This window comes from Sphingomonas rustica, assembly GCF_039652585.1.
Lineage (GTDB): Bacteria > Pseudomonadota > Alphaproteobacteria > Sphingomonadales > Sphingomonadaceae > Sphingomonas > Sphingomonas rustica.
Window position 1 is genome coordinate 95,687 of sequence record NZ_JBDIZK010000001.1, and the last position, 23,702, is coordinate 119,388.

A 23,702-nucleotide genomic window follows, 5' to 3' on the forward strand; every position below is an offset into this window, starting at 1 on the left:
AGCATTGAGAGGTATAGCTTCATTTCCATGAATGGTCTGAGCATCCTGGCCCTGCTTGCCCTGCCGATCGGAGCGGTCGCGAGCGCGTCTTCCCAGGATCCGGCGACGATCGAGCAGGCGGCAGCGGAAACGGTGCTGGTTCAGCTCGGGCAGCTCGACCGCCGGCTGTCTGTCCCGGTGGGGATCGGGAATTCCAAACCCTATAATTTCGTGATCGATACCGGTGCCGAGCGCACCGTCGTCTCGCGCCAGCTTGCCAGCGTGCTGGGTCTCGCGTCGTCGGGGCGGATCCAGGTCACCTCGATGACCGAGCGCAGCCTGGTCGATACGGTGATCGTCCCCGAACTGTTCATCCGGTCGATAGGCCAACGCCACACGATTCGCGCGCCTGCTCTGGAGGCGAGCAATATCGGTGCGCCGGGCCTGCTGGGGATCGACACGCTGCAGAATCACCGCGTGGTGATCGATTTCGAGCGCAACGAGATGGCGGTGATGCCGTCACAACCCCGGCGCCGGGCCAAGCCGACCGACCCGGACGAGATCGTCGTCGTGGCGCGCAGCAAGTTCGGTCAGCTGATCGTCACCGACGCCTATTACGGCAACATGCCGATCAAGGTCGTGCTCGACACCGGCAGCCAGGTCAGCGTCGGCAATTCGGCGCTGCGCAAACGGGTGCGGGCACGCAAGGGGCAGGTCCAGATCACCGAGATCACCAGCGTGACCGGGGGCAGGGCAAATGTCGACTATATGATGGTGCCCGACATCAAGCTGGGCAACATCCGCTTCGGCGCGATGCCGGTCGCCTTCACCGATGCCGCGCCCTTCACCTATTTCGGCCTGGCGGACAAACCGGCGATGCTGCTGGGGATGGATTCGCTGCGCGAATTCCGCCGCGTCGAGATCGATTTCCCCAATCGGCAGGTCCGCTTCCTGCTGCCCAAGGGTGCCGAGCGGCGTGCCCGCGACGGTTTCGGATCGACGGCAGCGCTGGGGCCGCACGACCGCCGGGCTTGACTTGGCCCCCTTCGCCCTGTTGTGCGCAGGGCGATGACACCGCTCTCCCCCGCTTCGCTCGCCTCGCTGCCCGCCGCGGTCCGCCGCCCGGGGCACGACATCGCCTCGGTCACCACCGGCATCGTCCATTTCGGTCCGGGCGCCTTCCACCGCGCACATCAGGCAGCCTATGTCGACGCGCTGCTGGACAGCGATCCCAGCTGGGGAATCGCCGCGGTCTCGCTGCGCACGCCGGGCACGGTCGATGCGCTGAAGGCGCAGGGCGGGCTCTACACGCTGGCGGTGCTCGACCGTGAGCCGGAGAACCGGATCATTGCGGCGCACAGCGATGCGATCGGCCCCGGCGAGGGCGCCCGGTTGAGGACGGTGCTGGCCGATCCGCGCATCCGGATCGCCTCGAGCACCGTGACCGAGAAGGGCTATTGCCTGGGCGGCGACGGGGCGCTCGACCTGGGTCATCCCGACATCGTCCACGATCTGGCTCGTCCGGCCGAGCCGCGCAGCGTGATCGGCTGGATCGTCGCCGGTCTCGACGATCGCCGTGCCGCCGGCACCGCACCCTTCGCGATGCTGTGCTGCGACAACATGACCGGCAATGGCGGGAAGCTGCGCGCAGCGTGCGCGACCCTTGCCCGCCATTATGATCCCGGCCTGGCCGACTGGATCGAGGGCGAGGTCGCCTTCCCCGATTCGATGGTCGATTCGATCACTCCGGCAAGCGACGAGGCCTTCCTCGCCAAGGTCGCCGCGGATATCGGCGTGGCCGATCGCGCCGCGGTTCAGCGCGAGCGATTCAGCCAATGGGTGCTCCAGCCCTTCGCGGGTGCGCCGGACCTGGCATCGGTCGGCGTGACGCTGACCAGCGACGTTCGCGGCTATGAGCGGGCCAAGCTGCGCGTGCTCAACGGCACCCACAGTTCGCTTGCCTATATCGGCCTCGCGCTGGGGCATGAGACCGTCTTCGAAGGCATGTCCGACCCCGCACTCGCCGCGTTCATCACCCGGCTGGCGCATGACGACATCCTGCCGTCGCTCCCCGCCATCCAGGGGTTCGATGCGCCCGGTTATGCCGATGCGGTGCTGAACCGCTATCGCAACCCGGCGATCCGCCACCTGCTGTCGCAGATCGCCTGGGACGGGTCGCAGAAGCTGCCCTATCGCCTGCTCGACACGATCGGCGAGGCGCTCGAGGCCGGCCGGCCGGTCGATCGGCTGGCGGCACCGATCGCCGCCTGGATCGCGTTCCTGCGCCGCAAGACGGCCGCGGGCGAGACGATCACCGATCCGCTGGCCGATACGCTGTCGGCGGCGAGTGGCAACCTCGACGCGATGCTGGCGCTTCGCCAGGTCTTCCCCGCCCGCGTGGCCGAGGATCCGCGCTTCCGCGACGCGCTGAGCCGCGCGCTGGCGGCGTTCGAGTCGGGCGACCTGCAGGCCGTGCTGGTGATCTGAACAGGGTGCGCCGGTGCGGATCTCCGCCCGGCGCCCTCCTCAGACCGGCTGCGGTCCAGCGCGGCCCAGGACGTGGCTGCACAATTGCGCCCGGGGGGTGTCCGCCGCCTCCAGCGCGGCGACCGTGACCCAGCCCTCGCGCCGCAGATCGGCACCCCGTGCGGGGTCGGTGCCGAAGGGCAGGAACAGCCTGCGCCGGTCGCCCGCACCGATCCCGGCATCGAGAATCGGATCGGCATAGAGCGAGAAGCCGACCGCCGGTTCCTCCCGTCCGTCTTCATGGACGATGACATAGGTGCCGCCGCGGCCGATCTCCTCGCGAACGCCGCGCGCGAAGATCGAGAAGCCCAGCCAGCTCTGATATTCGAAGCCGTGCCGCTCGGTCGGATCGAGCGTCAGCGCGACGCCGTCGGGCAGGCTCGCCGCCACCTGTGCCAGCCCGTCGAGTCGCGACTGCAGCGCCTCGATCCCGCGCAGCCTGGCCATCGCCGCATCGAACGGACCGGCCGCCTCGATCAGCGGCAGATAGTCGGGCGCGATCGCGGCGACGCCGCCGGCGTCCTTGCCATCCAGCCGCTCGCGCAGATCGGCGAGTTTTGCGGGCGGCAGCGACTCGCCGGCCAGCGTGTCGATCAGGTCGGGAAGGGTGAAGTCGATCGCGACGCCCTCGACCCCGGCCTGTCCCAGCGCCTCGACCGCGACGCGGACGATCTCGCTGGCGGCGGCAACCGAATCGAGGCCGATCAGCTCGCAGCCGATCTGGCGCATGGCGCGCTCGGGCCGCAGCTGCGACGCGCGAAGCTTGAGCACCGGGCCGGCATAGCTGAGGCGCACCGGACGCGGATGGTGCGCCATCCGAGTCGCCGCGATCCGGCCGACCTGCGCGGTGATGTCGGGCCGGATCGCCAACGTCTGCTGCGACGCCGGGTCGACGAACCGAACGGCATCGCGCATCCCGCCGGCCTTCAGCCGCGATGCCAGCGCCTCGGCGAATTCGGCCAGCGGCGGATCGACCTGCTCATAGCCATAGCCATGCGCCACCCCGAGCACCCGCGCCTCGACCCGCGCCGCCGCATCGGCGGCGGGCGGCAGTCGATCGTGGAATCCCTCGGGAAGCAATCCGGTCATCACATGGTCCTTTCGCCCCGCCCCTTATCCGTTCCGGCACGGGCTGTCGAAGGCCGGTTGCCAGAGCGCGGGACGGGGCGAAAGGGGCAGGTCAGAAGCGAAGCGCCATGGCCGTCTTCACGCCCGGGAGCGCACGGACGGTGGCGATCAGATCCGGGGTCACCGCTTCGTCGACCGAGAGCAGCAGCACCGCCTCGCCGCCGGCATCGCGCCGGCCGAGGTGGAAGGTGCCGATGTTGACGCCCGCCTCACCCAGCGTGGTGCCCAGACGGCCGATAAAGCCCGGCGCATCCTCGTTCACGACATAGAGCATGTGGCCGATCAGATCGGCCTCGACCTTGATGCCGAACAGTTCGACCAGGCGCGGCGCCTTGTTGCCGAACAGGGTGCCCGCGACCGAGCGCTCGCCGGCATCGGTCTTCACCGAGACGCGGACCAGCGTGTGATAATCGCCTTCCTTCTCGGTGCGGACCTCGCGCACCTCGATCCCGCGCTCCTTGGCCAGGAACGGCGCATTGACCATGTTCACCGTGTCCGAATGGACGCGCAGGAAACCCGACAGCACCGCGCTGACGATCGGCTTCTGGTTCAGTTCGGCGGCAGCGCCCTCGCTGTGGATCGAGACCCGCGGAATGGTGCCGTGCTGCAGCTGGCCGACCAGGCTGCCCAGCTTCTCGGCCAGCTCCATATAGGGCTTCACCCGCGGCGCTTCCTCGGCCGACAGGCTCGGCATGTTGAGCGCGTTGGTGACGCCGCCCGAGACGAGGAAATCGGCCATCTGCTCGGCGACCTGGATCGCGACATTGACCTGCGCCTCGCTGGTCGACGCGCCCAGATGCGGGGTCGCGACGAAGTTGGGCGTGCCGAACAGCGCATGCTCCTTGGCAGGCTCGGTCACGAACACATCCAGCGCGGCACCGGCGACATGGCCCGAATCGAGCAGTTCCTTCAGCGCCGCCTCGTCGATCAGGCCGCCGCGCGCGCAGTTGATGATGCGAACGCCCTTCTTGGTCTTCAGCAGGTTCTCGCGGCTGAGGATGTTGCGGGTCTGGTCGGTCAGCGGCGTGTGCAGCGTGATGAAGTCCGCGCGTGCCAGCAGCTGCTCGATCTCGACCTTTTCGACACCCATCTCGACCGCGCGCTCCGGGCTCAGGAACGGATCGAACGCGATCACCTTCATGCGCAGGCCCTGCGCCCGGTCGGCGACGATCGATCCGATATTGCCGGCGCCGATCAGGCCCAGCGTCTTGCCGGTCAGCTCGACGCCCATGAAGCGGTTCTTCTCCCACTTGCCGGCCTGGGTCGAGGCATCGGCCTCGGGCAGCTGGCGGGCGAGCGCGAACATCAGCGCGACGGCATGCTCGGCGGTGGTGATCGAATTGCCGAACGGAGTGTTCATCACCACCACGCCCTTGGACGAGGCGGCGGGAATATCGACATTGTCGACGCCGATGCCGGCACGGCCGACGACCTTGAGGTTGGTCGCGGCGTCGAGTATCGCCTTGGTCACCTTGGTCGAGCTGCGGATCGCGAGGCCGTCATAATTGCCGATGATCGCGGCCAGTTCCTCGGGAGTCTTGCCGGTGATCTCGTCCACCTCGACCCCGCGCTCGCGGAAGATCTCGGCGGCCTTGGGGTCCATCTTGTCGCTGATCAGTACCTTGGGCATGGTCATATCCTGTCGATAGGGCGCGCCGCTGCCGCGGCTGCGCATGAAGTCCTGTGGGGAGAAAGGGTCCGCGCGCCGCACGAACCCGGATGCGGGGTCAGCCCGCCTTGACGGTCGCGTAGGCCCAGTCGAGCCAGGGGCCGAGCGCCTCGATATCGGCGGTATCGACGGTCGCGCCGCACCAGATGCGCAGGCCCGCCGGAGCGTCGCGATACCCGGCGACGTCATAGGCGGCGCCCTCGGCCTCCAGCAGCGCGGCGAACTTCTTGATGAAGGCCTCGTCCGCGCCCTCGACCGTCAGGCAGACGCTGGTCTTCGACCGCGATGCCTCGTCGGCGGCAAGATGGCCCAGCCAGTCGCGCTCGGCGACGATCCGGTCCAGCGCCGCCGCATTGGCGTCGGAGCGCGCGATCAGGCCGGCGGCACCGCCCAGACCCTTGGCCCATTCCAGCGCGAAGATCGCATCCTCGACCGCCAGCATCGACGGGGTGTTGATCGTCTCGCCCTTGAACACCCCCTCGGCGAGCGCACCCTTGGACACGAGGCGGAACACCTTCGGCAGCGGCCAGACCGGGGTGTAGTCGGTGAGCCGCTCGACCGCGCGCGGGCCGAGGATCAGGACGCCGTGGCCGCCCTCGCCGCCCAGAACCTTCTGCCACGAGAAGGTCGCGACATCGATCTTGTCCCAGGGCAGGTCATAGGCGAACACCGCGCTGGTGGCGTCTGCGAAGCTCAGGCCCTCGCGGTCGTCCGGGATCCAGTCGCCGTTCGGCACGCGCACGCCGGAGGTGGTGCCGTTCCAGGTGAACAGCACGTCGGTCGACCAGTCGATCGCGGCCAGATCGGGCAGCTGGCCGTAATCGGCGCGCACCACGGTCGGATCGAGCTTCAGCTGCTTGACGGCATCGGTGACCCAACCTTCACCGAAGCTCTCCCAGGCGAGCGTCGTCACGCCGCGCGCGCCGAGCATCGTCCACATCGCCATCTCGAAGGCGCCGGTGTCGGAGCCGGGAACGATGCCGATGCGGTGCGTATCGGGCAGCTGCAGCATCTCGCGCATCAGGTCGATGCAATAGGCGATACGGGACTTGCCGAGCTTGGAGCGGTGCGAGCGGCCGAGGACCTCGGTGGCGAGCTTCTCGGGCGACCAGCCGGGCGGCTTGGCGCAGGGACCGGAGGAAAAATGGGGGCGTGCCGGCCGGGTGGCGGGCTTCGCGGACGTGGCGGTGACGTCGGTAACGATCGTATCAGTCATGTAATCTCTCCTTACAGAGAGCTGCGCGGCGTTGGGACCGCGTGGCCCGCCGACGGCCCTAAAGCCGCGTCGGGGAAAGTCAATTGCGCAGTTCGGCCACTACGCGCAATTTTGATGCGTCTCGCGGTAAACCCAGATGAAGCGCGTGAGATTGACGACCATTTGTGTATCCTGTCCCGATGCACGTGCGTTGGTTCTGCGTCGCCCTGTTGCCGCTCGTCCTGTCTGCCTGCCTGTTCGGAGGAGACGGCGATCGCGATCCGCGCCCCGCTCAGCGGCCGTCACACCCGCCCGTCAGGGAGCGGGGATCGGGCCCGGTCACGCTGAACCTGCCGACCTCGCGCGAGACCCAGCAATGTTTCACCGACCTGTCGCGCGCCGATGTGCGCTACAGCCCGCTGCCGGACCGCGACTATGGCGGCGGCTGCATCGTCACGGGCGCGGTCCAGCTGCTCGACATCGGCGTGCCGGTCACCAACTTGAAGGCGATCACCTGCCCGGCGGCACGGGCGCTGACCGGCTGGGTGCGCCACGCGGTCGCCCCGGCGGCGGCGCAGATTCTCAAGAGCGAACTGGTCAAGGTCGAGACCTATGGCACCTATTCGTGCCGCGGCATCGTCGGCCGCGGCGCGGCCGGGGCGGCCAAACTGTCCGAGCACGCCTATGCCAATGCGGTGGACATCTCGGGCTTCGTCCTGCGCGACGGGCGGCGCATCACGATCGAGCGCGACTGGAAATCGTCCGACCCGGACACACAGCGCTTCCTGGAGGCGGTCCACAAATCCGCCTGCCGCCGCTTCAAGACCGTGCTGAGCCCGGAATATAATGCGGCGCACTACAATCATCTGCACTTCGACATGGGCAAGGGCCCTTTCTGCCGCTGACCCTTTCCGCTAAGCGGATATAAATGACCGATACCAAAGTACCGTCGCGGGTCTTCCGGCCCGCGAAGCAGGACGCCGAGACCGCCAAGGATCACGGCACCACCCCCCAGACCGAACATCCCGCCTATCGGCTCGCGTTCCAGGACATGGATTTCCTGCTGCGCGACGACCTGCGCCCCGTCCGATTCCAGCTCGAGCTGTTGAAGCCGCAATTGCTGCTCGACGAGGCGAACATCGCATCGACCTTCGTCGTCTATGGCTCGGCCCGCATCCCCGAGCCGTCCAAGGCGACCGCGCTGCTCGACCTGGCGACCACGCCCGAGGGCCGGAAGATCGCCGAGAAGCTGGTCGAGAAGTCGAGATATTACGACGTCGCGCGCGAACTGGCGCGGCTGGCGAGCAATTTCCCCCGCGACGAGGCGGGCAAGCAGCATTTCGTCGTCACCTCGGGCGGCGGCCCTTCGATCATGGAAGCCGCCAATCGCGGCGCACGTGACGTCGGCGCGGACACGATCGGCCTGAACATCGTGCTGCCGCACGAACAGGCGCCCAACCCCTATGTCACGCCCGGCCTGAGCATGCAGTTCCACTATTTCGCGCTCAGGAAGATGCACTTCCTGCTGCATGCGCGCGCCGTGGCGGTGTTCCCCGGCGGATTCGGCACGTTCGACGAATCGTTCGAGCTGCTGACGCTGATCCAGACTGGCAAGATCGCGCCGATTCCGGTGATCTTCTACGGCAGGGATTTCTGGAACCGCGTCGTCAATTTCGAGGCGCTGTGCGAGGAAGGCGTGATCTCCGCCAAGGACCTGGACCTGTTCCACTTCTGCGAAACCGCCGAGGAAGGCTGGGAGATCGTGCAGGAATTCTGGCGCGACAAGGACCATACCCGCATCGAGCGCCCCCGCGCGCGGATCAACGGACACGAGTGAGACGGCGGCGGACCGATCGCGAGCCCATGAAAAAGAGCCGCGGAGGAGATCCTCCGCGGCTCTTTTTTGCGAATGCCCTCGCGAAAGGGCTCAGTCTGCCTTCTTCTCCGCCTGAACCGCCGCCGCCTTGTCGACCGACGGCGCGCCCGATGCCGGGGTCGCTTCGTTCGAAAGGTTGCCGCCCGGTGCGGCATCGGTCTCGTTGCCGGCTGCGGCCGGCTCCTCGGTCACTGCGGGCGCTGCCGGCAGCGGCAGGTTCGACCCCTGCTGGTTCATGTAGACGATCAGGTTCGCGCGGTCCTGCTGGTTGGGCAGGCCGGCGAAGGTCATCTTCGTGCCGGGCGCGAACTTGCGCGGATTCTTCAGCCACGCGTCCATCTTGTCGAAGTCCCAGCTGCCGCCGACACCCTTCAGCGCATCGGAGAAGGCGAAGCCCGCCTTGCCCTGGCCGATCGCCTCACCCATGGTTCCCCACAGGTTCGGGCCGATACCGTTCGCGCCGCCCTGATTGATCGTATGGCACGCCGCGCACTTCTTGAAGACGTCGGCACCCTTGGCGGGATCGGCGGTGCCGAGCAGCGCCGCGATCGGCTTGTCGGCCTCGGCGCCGCCTGCAGCCTCGACTTCGCCCTCGATCGCATAGCCGGCCTTGGCGGGTTCATGTGCCTTGAACACCATGCCGCTGACGATCGACAGGCCAAGCGCGGCAATACCGCCGGCCAGAGCCCACCCCATAAACGTATTCGCGCGATCGTCCATCGTGTCGCCCCTGAGATTTCGAGCTTTCCTCTAGAGTGCAGATTCCCGCATCGCAAGCCAACCCTTTCACCACGCTGCACGATCAAGACCCGTCACCGGGCTTGTCGCCTGCGCGCAGGCCAGCTAGCGCGCGCGGCCAATGGATAATTTCGCCGCCCCCGCCCGTCCGATCGTCGCGCGCATGATCGAAGCCGCCGCTGCCGAGCCCGGACGCGCGGTCGCGTTCCAAGGCGCACCGGGCGCGAACTCGCACATCGCGGCGATGCAGGCGTTCCCCGAGGGCGCGCCCTTGCCCTGCTTCAGCTTCGAGGACGCGATCGATGCGGTTCGCGAAGGCAGGGCCGACCGCGCGATCATCCCGATCGAGAATTCACTGCACGGCCGCGTCGCCGACATCCATTTCCTGCTGCCCGAATCGGGTCTGGCGATCACCGGCGAGCATTTCCTGCCGATCCGCTACGATCTGGTCGCGACCGGCGAGATCGGCCAGGTCCGCGAGGCGATGAGCCACCCGCAGGCGCTGGGCCAGTGCCGCTTCTGGTTGAAACAGCAGGGCATCACCCCGGTCGCCTATCCCGATACAGCCGGCGCCGGTGCGGTCGTGGCCGAGCTGGCGGACCCCGCGGTCGCTGCGCTGGTGCCGCCGGGGGCGGGCGAGCTGTATGGCCTGAACATCCTCGCCAAGAACCTCGCCGACGCCGATCACAACATGACCCGATTCGTCATCCTCGCGCGCGAGGCGCAGGAGCCGGCGGGCGATGGCCCGTGGATGACGACCTTCATCTTCGAGGTGAAGAACGTCCCCGCCGCGCTCTACAAGGCGCTGGGCGGCTTCGCGACCAACGGCGTGAACATGACCAAGCTGGAAAGCTACCAGCGCGGCGGCAGCTTCGCCGCCACCGAATTCTATACCGACGTCACCGGCCGCCCCGGCGAGCCCCCGCTGGACCGCGCGCTGGAGGAACTGAAGTTCCACACCAAGTCGATGCGCGTGCTCGGCAGCTACGCCCAGGCGCGCCAGCGCGGCTGACCCGGGCGCGGCGTCAGTCGCCCTCGACCCAGGCGGTCAGCAGCGTGTGGGCGATCGCATAGGGCGGCGGCGCGATAAATCGGGCATCGGGATCACCGGCCAGCGCGGCGCGAACCTCGTCCCGGGTGAACCACAGCGCGTCCTCGAGTTCGTTCCGGTCGAGGACGATCTCGTCGCCGTCGGCCCGGGCGATGCACGCGATCATCAGCGACGAGGGGAACGGCCAGGGCTGGCTGGCGATGTAGCGGATATCGCGGACGCGAATACCGGTCTCCTCGAGCGTTTCGCGCGCGACCGCTTCCTCGATCGATTCGCCGGGCTCGAGGAATCCCGCCAGCGCCGAATATCGCCCGCGCGGCCAGACCGGCTGGCGACCGAGCAGGGCACGGCCGTCATGCTCGGCGATCATGATGACCACCGGGTCGGTTCGCGGGAAATGCTCGGCATTGCACACCGGGCATTTGCGGCCCCAGCCGGCACGGAACAGCTGCGTGCGGGTGCCGCACACCGCGCAGAAGCGATGACGCAGATGCCAGTCGACCACGCTGCGCGCCGCTGCATAATTGGCGGCCTCGTCGGCCGGCAGGATTTCCAGCGCCCGGAAGACCGCGGGCGACCGGCCGACCACCGGGGGTGCCTGGGGATCGACCGCCACGAAATGCGGCACCCCGTCGATGAAGCCGAGAAAGACCAGGTCGTCCTCGTCCCCCACCTCCGCCAGCGACCCCCAGACCAGCCGACCCTCGGCCGTCAGTTCAGGATCGAGCGCCTGCATCCGCAGCAGCCGTGCCCGCGGATCGGCAACCGCCGCCGCCAGCCGCTGCGCATCGCTGCGCAGCGGATCGGCGCGGTCGAACGTGCCGCCCGTAAAGCCGGTGGGACGCGTCACCGGCGGAAATCGGCCGCGATCGCCTGGTTGATGTCGGCACGCAGCGGCCATTTCTCGCCCGGCATATAGTTCACCATGACGACCCCGCGAATGCTGCGCTCGGGATCGACCCAGGCGAGCGTACCGGCGGCGCCGGCCCAGCCATAGGTCCCCTTGCCCACCCCGCCGGGAACATCCACGAGATAGACCGAGCCGCCCGCGCCGAAGCCGAGCTTTCCCGAAAGGCCGCTGATCGCGCCGAGCGCGCTGGTATCGGTGCCCGCCGGCAGCAGGTTCGACATCGCCAGCTTCGCGGTTTCCGGCTTCATGATCCGCACCCCGTCCAGCGTGCCGCCATTTTGCAGCATGTGGAGGAACCGGTCATAATCGCGCGCCGAAGACACCAGGCCGGCACCGCCATAGGGGAAGCTGGGCGGCTTCAGCCAGATCGAGGTCGGGCCGCCATCCACCGGCACCCGATTCTCGCCCATGTAGAAATAATTGGTCGCCAGCCGCGACGCATTCTCCGGCGCCACCACGAACCCGGTCGAATTCATCTTGAGCGGATCGAAGATGCGCGCCTTCAGGAAATCGTCGAACTTCTGTCCCGACGCGACCTCGATCACCCGGCCCAGCAGGTCGAGCCCGATCGAATAGCTCCACTTCGTCCCCGGCTCGGCGATCAGCGGTGCTTGAGCGACGCGGTTGGCGAACTCCTCCAGCGTCGGCGCGCGCGCGGCGCGCATCTGGGGTTCCATCGCCGGGCCCACCGCGGCGGGGTTGAGGCCCAGCCGGTTATATTCGTCGAGCAGCGGCCCCTTGGTGATGATCGAATAGCCGAGCCCCGCTGTGTGGGTCAGCAGGTGCCGTACCGTGATCTGGGTCTTTGCCGGATGGCTGGCCAGCGTGGTGCCGTTCGGATCGTCGAGCACCCGCATGTTGCGAAACGCCGGGATGAAGTCCGAGATCGGCTGGTCGAGCTTGAGCTTGCCCTCCTCGACCAGGATCATCGCCGCCATTCCGGTCACCGGCTTCGTCATCGAATAGATGCGCCACAGACTGTCGGGACCCGCGGCAGGTGCCTGCGGCTCGTCAGCGATCCGGCCGGCCGAGACGAACTCGGTCGGACGATCGCCGCGGCCGACGCCGACGACGATTCCCGGTACCTTCCGCTCGGCGACATAGCGATCCGCCATCGCACGCACGGCGGGCATCGCCTCCGCCGCCCGGGTCGGCGCCGGCGCCGCCTGCTGGGCCGAGGTCGACTGCGCCGCGACCATCGCGACCATCGCGCCGCCCAATGCCAGCTTCAGGAACCGTGATTTCATCTCGCTCTCCGTATCGCCTCGACCGCCTTCGCGAACACCGTCGGCAGCCCCGCCGACTCGATTTCAGCGACCGGCCACCAGATGCCCTGGACGGCTTCCTGCGCCCCGATTGTGGCAACCGCAAGCGCACAGTCGAGACGGAAATGGGTGAAGACATGGGTGATGCCGGAACCCAGTATCCGCCACTCGACCGCGACCGGCGCGCCTTCGATTCCCGGCGGCGACTCGACCCATGGCCCGGTCGGCAGGGCGCGCATCCCGCCGAGCAGCCCCTTGTCCGGCCGCTGCACCAGCAGCACCTGTCCATCGCGTTCGAACCAGAACAGGGTGCCGTAACGCTGCGGCTTGGCCGCCTTCTTCGTCTTGACCGGGAACGTCTCCGGCGCGCCGCCGGCGAAGGCGGCGCACGCGCTTCGCAGCGGGCACAACAGGCAGCGCGGCGACCGCGCGGTGCAGATCGTCGCGCCCAGGTCCATCATCGCCTGCGCAAAATCGCCGGCGCGGGCATCGGGCGTGATCGAATCGGTCAGCGCCCGGATCTGCGGCTTCGCCCCCGGCAGCGGATCGGACAGCGCGAACAGTCGCGAGACGACCCGTTCGACATTCCCGTCCACCACGACTGCGCGCCGTCCGAAGGCGATCGCGGCAACCGCCGCCGCAGTATAGCCGCCCACGCCGGGCAGCCGAAGCAGCTCGGCCTCGGTGTCGGGAATCGCGCCCAGACGCGCGACCTCGCGGGCGCAGGCGAGCATGTTGCGCGCCCGGGCGTAATAGCCGAGCCCCGCCCAGGCGCTCATCACCTCGGCATCCTCTTCCGCCGCCAGCGCCGCGAAATCGGGCCAGCGCGCGGTGAATTTCTCGAAATAGGGAATCACCGTCGCGACCTGGGTCTGCTGAAGCATCACCTCGCTCAGCCAGACGCGATAGGGGTCGGTCGCATTCGCGCCGGGCCGCGCCCGCCAGGGCAGGTCGCGGGCGTTCAGGTCATACCAGTCGAGCAGAGTCGCAGCGATGTTGTCGGGCACGCCCCGCCTATGGCATGGGTGATCGCGAATGACGAAGCCCCCGCGCATCACGACCCGCCAGCCCAAGCTCGAGCCCAAGCGCAGCAACCGCGCCCGCCCGGTCAGCGATCTGCTGCCCGATGTCGGTCGCGCCGCGTTCCGCAAGTTCGGCTTCGTCCAGCACGCCGTGGTCAGCCGCTGGGCCGAGATCGTCGGCGAACGCTATGCCCGCGTTTCCTCCCCCGAATCGATCCGCTTCCCCAAGGGAGAGCGGAGCGAAGGCGTGCTCCACCTGGTCGTCACCGGGGCCTATGCGCCGATGATGCAGCATATCTCTCCCGAGATCATCGACCGGGTGAACCGGTTCTTCGGCTATACCGCGGTCGGCAAGCTCCAGATCCGCCACGGCGAGGTCCGCCGCCGCGCGGTCACCCCGCCGCTGCCCGAGCTCAAGCCGATCTCGGAGGAAATGGGCGAAAGCCTGCGCGGCATCGCCGACCCCGAACTCAAGGCGGTTCTCGAGGCGCTTGCCTCGGGCGTCGCCTCCGCCATCCCCAAACTCGGCAGAATCGACTGATGCGTTTCCTTCTCCTGGCTTTCCTTGCCCTGTTCGTCGCCTCGCCTGCCGCACTGGCCCAGGCGCACAAGGGGCGCCCCGCGGCCGCGAAGAAGGCAGCGCCGCGACCGGCGGCCAGGCCGAACTGGCTGACGACGATCGTCAAGACGCCCGAGGCAGGCTATCGCATCGGCAACCCCAACGCCTCGCTCAAGCTGGTCGAATATGGCTCGCGCAGCTGTCCGACCTGCGCCCGCTTCGCCGCCGAGTCGAAGCCGCTGTTCAGCAGCTATGTCGCCAGCGGCAAGGTCAGCTACGAGTTTCGCGACTTTCTGATCCATCCGCAGGACATCGCGATCTCGCTGCTCGGCCGCTGCGTGCCGACCGCCCGCTATTTCTCGACGCTCGATGCGATGTTCGCCGGCCAGCCGGGGTTCAACGCCCGCGGACAGGCGCTGACCGACGCCGATTTCAAGGCGCTCGAGGACATGGAGGTCGTTCCCCAGGCCAGGGCCCTGTCCGACAAGCTGGGCTACACCGCCTTCTTCAAGCAGCGTGGCATGACCGAGGCGCGAGTCACCCAGTGCCTGGCCGACCGGCCTGCGTTGATCGAACTGGGCAAGATCACCGGCGATGCGCAGAAGCTGGGCGTCAACGGCACCCCCAGCTTCTTCCTCAACGGTCGCAAGCTCGACAATGTCTACAGCTGGGCTCAGCTCGAACCCCTGCTCAAGTGATTCCGGCCCGATCTGCGCGCCTGTGATTTACCAACGGAGACCTGAAATGCGTGTTACCCTTGCCCTGATCGCATCGCTCGCCCTGGCCGGCTGCGGCGGCGGTTCGACCGACGGAAACGTCGCCACTGCCCAGGGCCCCGCCGCGCCCAAGGTCGCCGCACCCGCCGGCAAGAAATGGGTCGACGTCGTCGAGAAGACGCCCGAGGGCGGCATGCGCCAGGGCAATCCCAACGCGCCGGTCAAGCTGGTCGAGTTCGGCTCGCGCAGCTGCCCCGGATGCGGCTATTTCGCGACCACCGCGGTCGAGCCGCTGCGCGAGAAATATGTCTCGACCGGTCAGGTCAGCTATGAATTCCGCGACTTCCCGCTCCATCCGCAGGATCTCGGTCTCATTCTGATCGGCCACTGCGTGCCTGCCGAGAGCTTCTTCCCGATCCTCGACGGCATGTATGCCGACCAGAAGAGCTTCAACGACCGGGCGGCGCAGATCCCCGAGGACACCTTCCGGAAGATGCAGTCGATGGCCCCCGGCGACCAGGCGAAGCAGTTCGTCAACCTGCTCGGCTATGCGGAGTTCATGAAGCAGCGCGGCGTATCGCAGGCGCAGCTCGACAAGTGCCTCAGCGACCAGAGCGCGATCGACGCGGTCGCCAAGAATGCGCAGGCGGGCGTCGAGAAGGGCGTCACCGGCACGCCCAGCTTCTTCATCAACGACGTCAAGTTCGAAGGTGGATGGGAGCAGATGGAGCCCGCGCTGCGCGCCGCCGGCGCCCGCTGACCTCCGGCAAGGGGGCGGGACGATGCAGATCAAGCGGCTCCGGCTTTCGGGGTTCAAGAGCTTCGTCGATCCCGCCGACCTGCGCATCGAACCCGGGCTGACCGGCATCGTCGGCCCCAATGGCTGCGGCAAGTCCAACCTGCTCGAGGCGCTGCGCTGGGCGATGGGCGAGAACAGCCCGAAGTCGATGCGCGGTGCCGGCATGGAGGACGTGATCTTCGCGGGCACCGCCACCCGCCCCCAGCGCGACTTTGCCGAAGTCTCGATCCTCACCGACGAGATGGGCGACGAGGGCGAGGTCGAGATCGTCCGCCGGATCGAGCGCGGCGCCGGTTCGGCCTATCGCATCAACGGCCGCGACGTCCGCGCCAAGGACGTGTCGCTCGCCTTTGCCGATGCCGCGACCGGCGCGCACAGCCCCGCGCTGGTCAGCCAGGGACGGATCGGCGCGATCATCTCCGCCAAGCCCGCCGAGCGCCGCGCCATGCTCGAGGAGGCGGCCGGCATCGCCGGGCTGCATGTGCGCCGCAAGGATGCCGAGCAGAAGCTGCGCGCGACCGAGACCAATCTCGCCCGGCTCGACGAGGTCATCACCGACCAGGAAACACGCGCCCAGGCGTTGCGCCGACAGGCGCGCCAGGCCGAACGCTATCGCGAGTTGTCCGACCGGATCCGCGTCGCCGAGGCGCGGCTGATCTTCGCCCGGTGGCGCGAAGCGGCCACCGCCGCCGATATCGCCAAGAAGGAAGCGCAGACCGCCGACGCGCTGGTGACCGAGCGCAGCGCGACCCATGACCGGGCGGTGGCGGCGCAGCAGGAAGCGGCGACCGCGCTGGCCACGTTGCGCGCCGATGCCCTGATGGTGCGCGACCGCGCCAGCGAGGCGATGCACGCGCTCGCGACGCTGCGCAGCGAGCGCCATGCCGTCGAGCGTCGCATCGCCGACCTGAAGGATGCCGAACGCCGGCTGGCCGACGACCGCAGCCGCGAGGGCGCGCTCGCCCGCGATGCCGCCGAGGCACTGGCGCGACTGGCCGAGGAAGTCACGACACTCGACCAGCGCATCGCCGGCGCGACCGAGCGGGTGCCGACGCTCGACACCGCGCTGGCCGATGCCGAGCGGGCCGCGCGCGACGCCGAAGTGGCGCTGGCGCAGGCGCTTGCGGCCCAGGCAACCGAGGCGGCGGAAGCGCGCGTCGCCGAGGCCGCGCTTGCCGCGGCCCGCGCCCGTGTCGAGCGCAGCCAGCGCGACCTGGCTCGGATCGATTCGGAGCGCCGCGCGCTGCCCGATGCCGAACCGCTCAAGGCCGAAAAGCTGCGCGCTGCCGAGGCACGCTCGCTGGCACTGCGCCAGGCCGAAACCGCGCGGACCGGCCTGACCCGGGCCGATGCGACCGAGCGCGGCGCGATCGACAGCCGCGACCGCGCCCAGTCGGCCCGTTCCGCCGCGCATGCCGAACTGGCCCAGCTCGACAGCGAGGCGCAGGCGCTGACGAAGTCGACTCGTCCGTCGGACAAGGATCGCGTGCTCGACAAGCTGCGCGTCGACGCCGGCTATGAACGCGCGCTCGCCGCCGCACTGGGCGACGATCTCGAAGCCGGGCTGGATCCCGGATCCGAGCGCTACTGGTCGGGCGCCGAAGCCCTGCCGGCCGACCCCGCCGAAGCGCAGGGAACCTCGCGGCTGTCCGCCCATGTCCAGGCACCGGCGCAGCTTGCCCGCCGCCTGGCGCAGACGCTGGTCGCAGACGCCGATACCGGCCAGACGCTGGCGGTCGGCCAGCGGCTGGTCACGCTGGCGGGCACGCTGCGCCGATGGGACGGCTATGTCGCCAGATCCGGCGGCGCCGCCGCTGCCGAGCGGCTGGTGCGGATCAACCGGCTGTCGGCGATCGAAAAGGCCCGCCCCGCGGCGGTCCGCGCCGTCGAATCCGCCGATGCCGAACTGGCCCGCATCGACGAGGCGATTGCCGAGGCGCGCCGCAATGCCAGCGACTGCCGCCGGCTGCTCGACGCCTCCGAGACCGCGGGACGCGACGCCGCGCGTGCCGAGGATCGCGCGACCGGCCAGCTCGAACGCCTCGAATCGCAGCGCACCGACCTGGAATCCCGCCGCGCCCGCGTGGTCGCCGAGCAGGACGAGGCCGCCGCCGAACTGGCCCGCGCCGAGGCTGCAAGGACCGCGCTGCCCGACGGCAGCGCCACCCGCGAGAAGGTTGCCCGGCTGTCGTCCGAGGCCGAGACCCGCCGCACCGCCGCCGCCTCTGCCCGGACCGAGCGCGGCACGCTGGAACGCGAGATCGCCCAGGCACGCGAGCGCCGCGCCGCCGCTGCCGCCGAAGCCAAGGGGTGGAACACTCGCGCCGGGGAGGCGGCCCGGCGATCGGCCGAGATGGACAAGCGCGCGGTCGAACTGGCCGAGGAGAGCGAGGCGCTGGTCGACCGTCCCGCCCAGCTCGATGCGAAGGTTGCCGAGGCGGAGGCGGCGGGCGAAGCGGCGCGCGCGGCGAGCGCCGCTGCCCAGGCCGCCGAGCGTGACGCCGAAGCGGCGGTTCGGGCAACCGAGGGTGAGGTGCGCGGCGCGAACGAAGCGCTGACCCAGGCGCGCGAGGCCCGGGCGGGCGCCACCGCACGCGCCGAGAATCAGGAGATGCGCCGGATCGAGATGGGTCGACTGTCGGGCGAGCGGTTCGAATGCCCGCCCCCGCTGCTGCCGCAGCGCGCCGGCTTCGACGAGGCCAATGTGCGCGAGCCGCAGGAGGAATCGACCGGCCACGACCGGCTGATCGCCGAGCGCGAACGGATCGGGCCGGTCAATCTGGTCGCGGAGAGCGAACTCGCGGAACTGACCGCCTCGGCGGAAAGTAGCGCGAAGGAGCGCGACGAACTCAGCCAGGCGGTGCATCGGCTGCGCGGCTCGATCGGGACGCTCAACCGCGAGGGGCGCCAGCGGCTGCTGGCGGCGTTCGAGGCGGTCGACCAGCATTTCCGCCGCCTGTTCACCGCCCTGTTCAACGGCGGCCAGGCGCATCTTGAACTCGTCGATTCGGACGATCCGCTCGAAGCGGGGCTCGAGATCATGGCGCAGCCGCCGGGCAAGCGCCTCCAGTCGCTGACGTTGTTGTCGGGCGGCGAGCAGGCACTGACCGCGGTTGCGCTGATCTTCGCGCTGTTCCTGACCAACCCTGCGCCGATCTGCGTCCTGGACGAGGTCGACGCCCCGCTCGACGACGCCAATGTCGAACGCTTCTGCGACCTGCTCGACACGATGACGCAGGAAACCCGCACCCGCTACCTGATCGTCACCCACAATGCCGCGACGATGAGCCGCATGCACCGCCTCTTCGGTGTGACGATGGTCGAGCGCGGGGTCAGCCGCCTCGTCTCGGTCGACCTTGGCGGCGCCGAAAGCCTGCTCGCGGCGGAATAGCGCCTTGTGCGCGCATCGCGGCTCGGCAAAATGGCCGGGTGGGGGATATTTGGCAAACGCTAGGCCTTGAGCCAACGGATGATCAGCGCGCGATACGATCGGCATATATCCGACGCCTGAAGGAGATCGACCCCGATCTCGAGCCCGAGCAATTCATCGCCTTGAGAGAGGCCTATGAGGCAGCCCGCGGGGAAGCCGAACAACCTGCGTCGGCCGATGCGACGGCACCATCGGCGAGCCTTCGACCCGCCGGAAGCGGTCCGACCATCATCGAAACCTCGACGCCTCAGCGGGCGAGCGATCGGATCGAGACGCTCCTTTCCGAACTCAGCGAACATGTTCTGATCCCGGACGTCCCGGTGGACGAGCCGGCGATCCGGCGACTTCTGCAGGAGCTGCTCTCACCGGCCACCCTGACTCGGGTCGATGATGCCATGCGCATCGAGGATGCGATACTCGATCTTATCGACCTCGGCGCGCTGCGCGCCGAGCCTCTGCTTGGCCCGGCGATACGCGCCTTTGGCTGGCGTGAGCTGCAATTCCCCTCCCCGACCGTGGAATGGGCGTTGGCCATGCACGTCGAGAACAAGATTCTCATCCGTGAGCCTGACCTGAAACCAGCCTATGACGCGCTTCGGAGCCCGTTTTCGAGACCAAATCCCTGGAAGGAGCGGCGGCTCCTGCCGCTGGTTGAGGCGTTGTTCGACCTGTCGGAGAAGCACTTCCCCAACCTGGCGGATGAACTGGACCCCGAAGCCTGGGCGTGGTGGCAGACGCGCCGCGGTCGGCCCCGTCTCCGCTTGATCGACCTGATGCAATCCTTGGCGATCGGATCCGCGGTCTCGATTGCCGCCTATCCGCTGGGATCGGCACGACAGGCGACCGAGGCGTTGCTCTTGTTGCTTACGGTGACCGCAGTCACCCTAGGCGGCGTTCTCGTCAGGCTGCGTTTCGAGAAATGCGCAGGCGAGCGCCGTGGGTTCACGCTCCTTGATATCTTGGCTCTGACTGTTGGGCTGTGCCTGCCGATCGCGGCAGCAGTCACGCCGCCGTCAATCGAAGCCATGCTCATACTGGCGGGCATCGCAGTGGTCACATTCGCGATGATCGGCAACGAGCATCGAAGCGCTGCATCTGTCGCTCTCGACGATGACGACGACTCTGAAGGCAGAGCCGTTACCGGGCCAGCCTTCGCCCTTGGGGTAGGGGGCCTCCTGCTTTACTTGTCGGACATCAAGGTTGGCGCCATGGCATTGGCGCCTCTCGTGACCGCCTCGTTCATCACCTACAAGAGCTTCCTGCGTATCGGGCCTCTCCCGGCAGAGAGGCGTATCCTCCGGATTGCATTGACCGTGATGGTTGTAATCCTTGGGGTCCTCGCCACCGCAGCGGTGGTTTATGGCGGCCTAGGCTACCCACCCTGCCTCATCGCGCTACCGCTGCTGATCCTGGTCCAGCACCTGGCCATCGGGCATGAGGAGGTTCCGATGCTCACGAGCTGGCATGCATGGTGCGTCGTTCCCGCGGCACTCCTCGTTGCAATCTGGTTCCCTTGGGAATCGGAGACGACCACGGGACCGTTGATTCTGGGACTACCCGCCACGTCGCTGATCACATATCGGGCAGCACGCCTGCTGTGGACCCGACGCTGATCGCTCAGCATTCGGGCAGGCGGCTCTTTCCATCAAGAACGAAGCGGCCATCGCGCCAGACATACCGATCGTCGAACGTCATCGAGCCGGTGAAGCGCATGGTGAAGCCCTTTCCGCGCACGATATCGACGATCTTTCCCTCGGCCGAGGTCGCGACGCCCTCGACTGCCCCGCCATTGGAATAGGCGGAACGGATCGACGCCACTTCGGCGGGTCCGTCGGGACGGAGTTCGGCAAGCGCGGTCATGCTGCAGCTATAGCCCTGCCAGGTGCCGCCGCCCTCGGCGACGATCACCGGAAGGCTGGTGAACCGGTCGGACACCGACCAGTCGCCGAGATCCCCCATGCTGCCGAGTTCGATCACCTTGGGGAAGCTGCGGGCGAGCGCGAAGCTGCCGTCGCGCTCGGTCAGGTAATCGACCCGGATCGTGCCGGCATCCGAGTGGCCGGCATCCTCGACATGACCATGGCTGACCAGCACCGGGCCGAAAGGCGCGTCGATCAATCGATGGTCGTCGAACTCCATCACGTTGAACTCCCTCGGGAACCGCGTACCCTTGGGAAAGGCGGCAGCAACCGCGCGGGCAAGGCGCGTTGCCGCATCGGGGGACGGCGAAGCCACCGGTGCGGGGGATGCGCTCGGCCGGGCGCTGGGCGTCCGAAACGGCGCCGGCTCCGACTCAGGCGACCGGGTGGCGAACCAGACGGTGGCGCCGGCGATCAGCGCCACGCCCGCCATCGCCGCCGCAATGGCTCGCCTCACTTGTCGCGCGCCTGCTCGTGGTGGCGAATCACCTCGTCGATGATGAAGCGCAGGAATTTTTCGGAAAATTCCGGATCGAGATCGGCGTCCTTGGCCAGCCCGCGGAGGCGCGCGATCTGGCGCTCCTCACGGCCCGGATCGGCCGCGGGCAGCTGATGCTTCGCCTTGTACGCGCCCACCGCCTGGGTCACCTTGAATCGTTCGGCCAGCATATGGACCAGCGCGGCATCGATATTGTCGATGCTCTGACGATAACGGCTCAGCACTTCGTCGCTCATGCGCGTCCTCCCAAAGCTCCTTTTGCGCGCGGGGGCATCTTGCGCAACCCCGCGCCCTTGCGTTTGCCGCACGCACAGGCCAGAGCGCCCGAATGAGCGCAACCATCCACCGCCTCACCTCCCGCGAGCCTTCGCTGGAGCCGATGATCTCTCTGGTGACGCCGGGGATGAACGCGGTGAATGCGGTGATCCTCGACCGGATGCAGTCCGACATCCCGCTGATTCCCGAACTGGCCGGCCACCTGATCGCCGGCGGCGGCAAGCGGATGCGCCCGATGCTGACGCTCGCGAGCGCCGAACTGCTCGGCTATTCGGGCAATCGCCATCACCGGCTGGCCGCCGCGGTCGAGTTCATCCACACCGCGACCCTGCTGCATGACGATGTCGTCGATTCGTCCGACCTGCGCCGCGGCCGCCGCACCGCCAACATCATCTGGGGCAACCCGGCCAGCGTGCTGGTGGGCGACTTCCTGTTCAGCCGGTCGTTCGAGCTGATGGTCGAGGACGGCAGCCTCAAGGTGCTCAAGATCCTTTCCAGCGCCAGCGCGATCATCGCCGAGGGCGAGGTCAACCAGCTTACCGCGGTGCGAAAGGTCGACCTGAGCGAAGAACGCTATCTCGACATCATCGGCGCGAAGACTGCCGCGCTGTTCGCCGCCGCCTGCCGCATCGCGGCGGTCGTCGCCGAGCGCGGCGAGGGCGAGGAAGCCGCGCTCGATGCCTATGGCCGCAATCTCGGCATCGCCTTCCAGCTTGTCGATGACGCGATCGACTATGTCTCCGACGCGGGGACGATGGGCAAGGACGCCGGCGACGATTTCCGCGAGGGCAAGATGACGCTCCCCGTGATCCTCGCCTATGCGCGCGGCAATGACGAGGAGCGCGCCTTCTGGAAGGCGGCGGTGACCGGCCACCGCAATTCGGACGAGGATTTCATCGAGGCGATCCGACTGGTTCAGGCCAGCCACTCGGTCGACGACACGCTCGCCCGCGCCCGCCATTACGGCCAGCGCGCAATCGATGCGATCGGCGCCTTCCCCTCGGGCAAGGCGAAGGACGCGATGGTCGAGGCGGTCGAATTCGCGGTCGCCCGCGCTTTCTGACATCGACGCCGGGCCTGGCGGCTCGCGAAAAAAGAAGGCCGCCGCATCGGGCGCATCCGACACGGCGGCCCAGGGGGCTCGATTCGGGGTCGAACCTATTGCCCGGCGGCGCGGGTCGCCTGATCCATCAGCGCGCGTGCAGTGCGGATCGCGTCGGCTTCCTTGATCTTGCCTGACTGGACCTCGTCGGCGATCTCCAGCAGGCGGCTGGCGATGACGGTTCCGGCCTCCGCCGCCTCGGTGATGCGGATACCGTTCTTGGCATCGCCGATCCGGGTCCATTCCGCGCGGATCGCCGCCCAATAGCCCTTGGTCGCCGCCCAGTAATCGTCGGCAGCCTTCGACGGATACGCCTCGAACCGGGTATAGCTGTTCAGGACATACTCCTGGACGACAGGCTTCAGCGCTCCGTCGAACTCACCCATCTTGATATTGTCCTGCCAGTGGATCCAGCCGGCGGGCGCGATCTGGTGGCGGTTGATGCCGTAATAGCGGTCATAGACCGGGCCGCGTACTGCGTCGCGTCGGGCCAGCGGACGCCAGGTGCCGTCCGATTCCCATCGCCGCACGCCGCCGACCGTCGTCCAGGCCCCGACCCCGCCATAGCGCGGGCTGTCGTCGACCTGCCACACGGTCTGCGACCATTTGCCCTTGCGCTCGGCATCGCTCAGCGCACGCCAGGTCCAGCTGTCCGGCCCGGAATAGACCAGCACCCGCGCCGGCTCATACTCCCAGTCCTGCCGCCAATGCTTGATCACATGGGTCTTGCCCTCGTGCTCGATGACCAGCAGGTGCTGGAGCGAGATGCGGCGGCCGCTGTCCTCGATCACGCGGACGCTTTCATGTCCGCCCGACACCTTGGCCTCGATCGGCGTGTAGTCGGCCCGCCACGCGGTCGATTCCTGCATGTCGAAGCGGACCTTGTAATTGCCCGCCATTGCCAGGATGTCGGCCCGGTCCACCTCATAGGAGGCGACGGGCGCCGTTGTCGTCGTCTGCGCCGCGGCCGACATGCCGGCTGCCGGAATGACCAGCCACGCAAGCGCCGCGGCCCGGATGAAATGATGCTTCATTGTCCCCTC

General features: G+C 68.2%; 21 protein-coding genes. 11 read left to right on the forward strand and 10 right to left on the reverse strand.

Annotated elements, in window-relative coordinates; genetic code table 11:
* Positions 1-27: 27 nt before the first annotated feature.
* Positions 28-1,014, forward strand: coding sequence for a retroviral-like aspartic protease family protein (locus tag TPR58_RS00435; RefSeq protein WP_346244626.1), 987 nt, complete (start codon positions 28-30; stop codon positions 1,012-1,014).
* 33 nt (positions 1,015-1,047) lie between these two features.
* Positions 1,048-2,466, forward strand: a complete 1,419-nt coding sequence (locus TPR58_RS00440) for a mannitol dehydrogenase family protein (protein ID WP_346244627.1) — start codon at positions 1,048-1,050, stop codon at positions 2,464-2,466.
* 39 nt (positions 2,467-2,505) lie between these two features.
* On the opposite strand, the gene TPR58_RS00445 is transcribed toward TPR58_RS00440, so the two are convergent.
* From TPR58_RS00445 to TPR58_RS00455, 3 genes are all read right to left on the reverse strand, one after another.
* Positions 2,506-3,594 (reverse strand): ATP phosphoribosyltransferase regulatory subunit, encoded by a 1,089-nt coding sequence (locus tag TPR58_RS00445; protein ID WP_346244628.1) that lies wholly within the window; start codon positions 3,592-3,594, stop codon positions 2,506-2,508.
* 91 nt (positions 3,595-3,685) lie between these two features.
* Entirely contained in the window at positions 3,686-5,263 is a 1,578-nt protein-coding gene (gene serA / locus TPR58_RS00450) for a phosphoglycerate dehydrogenase (RefSeq protein WP_346244629.1), read from the reverse strand.
* Positions 5,264-5,360: 97 nt separating this feature from the next.
* The gene (locus tag TPR58_RS00455) at positions 5,361-6,518 is read right to left on the reverse strand and encodes a phosphoserine transaminase (RefSeq protein WP_346244630.1); all 1,158 of its coding nucleotides are present in this window, start codon (positions 6,516-6,518) and stop codon (positions 5,361-5,363) included.
* A gap of 179 nt (positions 6,519-6,697) precedes the next feature.
* On the opposite strand from TPR58_RS00455, the gene TPR58_RS00460 reads away from it, so the two are divergent.
* On the forward strand, positions 6,698-7,402 hold the full coding sequence (locus tag TPR58_RS00460; protein WP_346244631.1) for an extensin-like domain-containing protein: 705 nt from the start codon (positions 6,698-6,700) through the stop codon (positions 7,400-7,402).
* A 23-nt stretch (positions 7,403-7,425) separates the two neighbouring features.
* Complete coding sequence (locus TPR58_RS00465) at positions 7,426-8,334, forward strand: LOG family protein (RefSeq protein WP_346244632.1); 909 nt, start codon at positions 7,426-7,428, stop codon at positions 8,332-8,334.
* A gap of 90 nt (positions 8,335-8,424) precedes the next feature.
* Here TPR58_RS00465 and TPR58_RS00470 read toward each other — a convergent pair whose 3' ends face one another.
* The gene (locus TPR58_RS00470; protein ID WP_346244633.1) at positions 8,425-9,093 is read right to left on the reverse strand and encodes a c-type cytochrome; all 669 of its coding nucleotides are present in this window, start codon (positions 9,091-9,093) and stop codon (positions 8,425-8,427) included.
* A gap of 139 nt (positions 9,094-9,232) precedes the next feature.
* On the opposite strand from TPR58_RS00470, the gene TPR58_RS00475 reads away from it, so the two are divergent.
* Entirely contained in the window at positions 9,233-10,123 is an 891-nt protein-coding gene (locus TPR58_RS00475; protein WP_346244634.1) for a prephenate dehydratase, read from the forward strand.
* 13 nt (positions 10,124-10,136) lie between these two features.
* On the opposite strand, the gene nudC is transcribed toward TPR58_RS00475, so the two are convergent.
* From nudC to mutY, 3 genes are read right to left on the reverse strand one after another with little or no spacing between them, the layout of a single operon-like run.
* On the reverse strand, positions 10,137-11,012 hold the full coding sequence (nudC, locus tag TPR58_RS00480; protein WP_346244635.1) for an NAD(+) diphosphatase: 876 nt from the start codon (positions 11,010-11,012) through the stop codon (positions 10,137-10,139).
* On the reverse strand, positions 11,009-12,319 hold the full coding sequence (locus TPR58_RS00485; RefSeq protein ID WP_346244636.1) for a serine hydrolase domain-containing protein: 1,311 nt from the start codon (positions 12,317-12,319) through the stop codon (positions 11,009-11,011). The genes nudC and TPR58_RS00485 overlap by 4 nt, the downstream gene beginning before the upstream one ends.
* The gene (gene mutY, locus TPR58_RS00490) at positions 12,316-13,392 is read right to left on the reverse strand and encodes an A/G-specific adenine glycosylase (protein ID WP_428835675.1); all 1,077 of its coding nucleotides are present in this window, start codon (positions 13,390-13,392) and stop codon (positions 12,316-12,318) included. Before mutY ends, TPR58_RS00485 begins: the two co-directional genes overlap by 4 nt.
* Here mutY and TPR58_RS00495 point away from each other — a divergent pair.
* The 5 genes from TPR58_RS00495 to TPR58_RS00515 are packed head-to-tail and all read left to right on the forward strand — an operon-like array spanning position 13,373 to position 20,476.
* Entirely contained in the window at positions 13,373-13,900 is a 528-nt protein-coding gene (locus tag TPR58_RS00495) for a DUF721 domain-containing protein (RefSeq protein ID WP_346244638.1), read from the forward strand. The two genes, mutY and TPR58_RS00495, sit on opposite strands and share 20 nt — an antisense overlap.
* Complete coding sequence (locus TPR58_RS00500; RefSeq protein WP_346244639.1) at positions 13,900-14,616, forward strand: thioredoxin domain-containing protein; 717 nt, start codon at positions 13,900-13,902, stop codon at positions 14,614-14,616. The genes TPR58_RS00495 and TPR58_RS00500 overlap by 1 nt, the downstream gene beginning before the upstream one ends.
* A 46-nt stretch (positions 14,617-14,662) precedes the next feature.
* Positions 14,663-15,394, forward strand: a complete 732-nt coding sequence (locus TPR58_RS00505; RefSeq protein WP_346244640.1) for a thioredoxin domain-containing protein — start codon at positions 14,663-14,665, stop codon at positions 15,392-15,394.
* Between the two features lie 22 nt (positions 15,395-15,416).
* A complete protein-coding gene (gene smc / locus TPR58_RS00510) occupies positions 15,417-18,824 on the forward strand; it encodes a chromosome segregation protein SMC (RefSeq protein WP_346244641.1) in 3,408 nt (1,135 codons plus the stop codon).
* A gap of 38 nt (positions 18,825-18,862) precedes the next feature.
* Positions 18,863-20,476, forward strand: coding sequence for a J domain-containing protein (locus TPR58_RS00515; RefSeq protein WP_346244642.1), 1,614 nt, complete (start codon positions 18,863-18,865; stop codon positions 20,474-20,476).
* A 4-nt stretch (positions 20,477-20,480) separates the two neighbouring features.
* Here TPR58_RS00515 and TPR58_RS00520 read toward each other — a convergent pair whose 3' ends face one another.
* Positions 20,481-21,239 carry a hypothetical protein gene (locus TPR58_RS00520; RefSeq protein ID WP_346244643.1) on the reverse strand — a complete coding sequence of 253 codons (759 nt, stop codon included), beginning with the start codon at positions 21,237-21,239 and terminating at the stop codon, positions 20,481-20,483.
* On the reverse strand, positions 21,236-21,517 hold the full coding sequence (locus tag TPR58_RS00525; RefSeq protein ID WP_346244644.1) for a chorismate mutase: 282 nt from the start codon (positions 21,515-21,517) through the stop codon (positions 21,236-21,238). Before TPR58_RS00525 ends, TPR58_RS00520 begins: the two co-directional genes overlap by 4 nt.
* Positions 21,518-21,609: 92 nt before the next feature.
* Here TPR58_RS00525 and TPR58_RS00530 point away from each other — a divergent pair, with 92 nt between their 5' ends.
* Positions 21,610-22,620, forward strand: a complete 1,011-nt coding sequence (locus TPR58_RS00530; RefSeq protein WP_346244645.1) for a polyprenyl synthetase family protein — start codon at positions 21,610-21,612, stop codon at positions 22,618-22,620.
* A gap of 95 nt (positions 22,621-22,715) precedes the next feature.
* Here the strand turns inward: TPR58_RS00530 and TPR58_RS00535 are convergent, their stop codons facing one another.
* The gene (locus TPR58_RS00535; protein ID WP_428835676.1) at positions 22,716-23,693 is read right to left on the reverse strand and encodes a DUF6607 family protein; all 978 of its coding nucleotides are present in this window, start codon (positions 23,691-23,693) and stop codon (positions 22,716-22,718) included.
* Between the last annotated feature and the right edge of the window lie 9 nt (positions 23,694-23,702).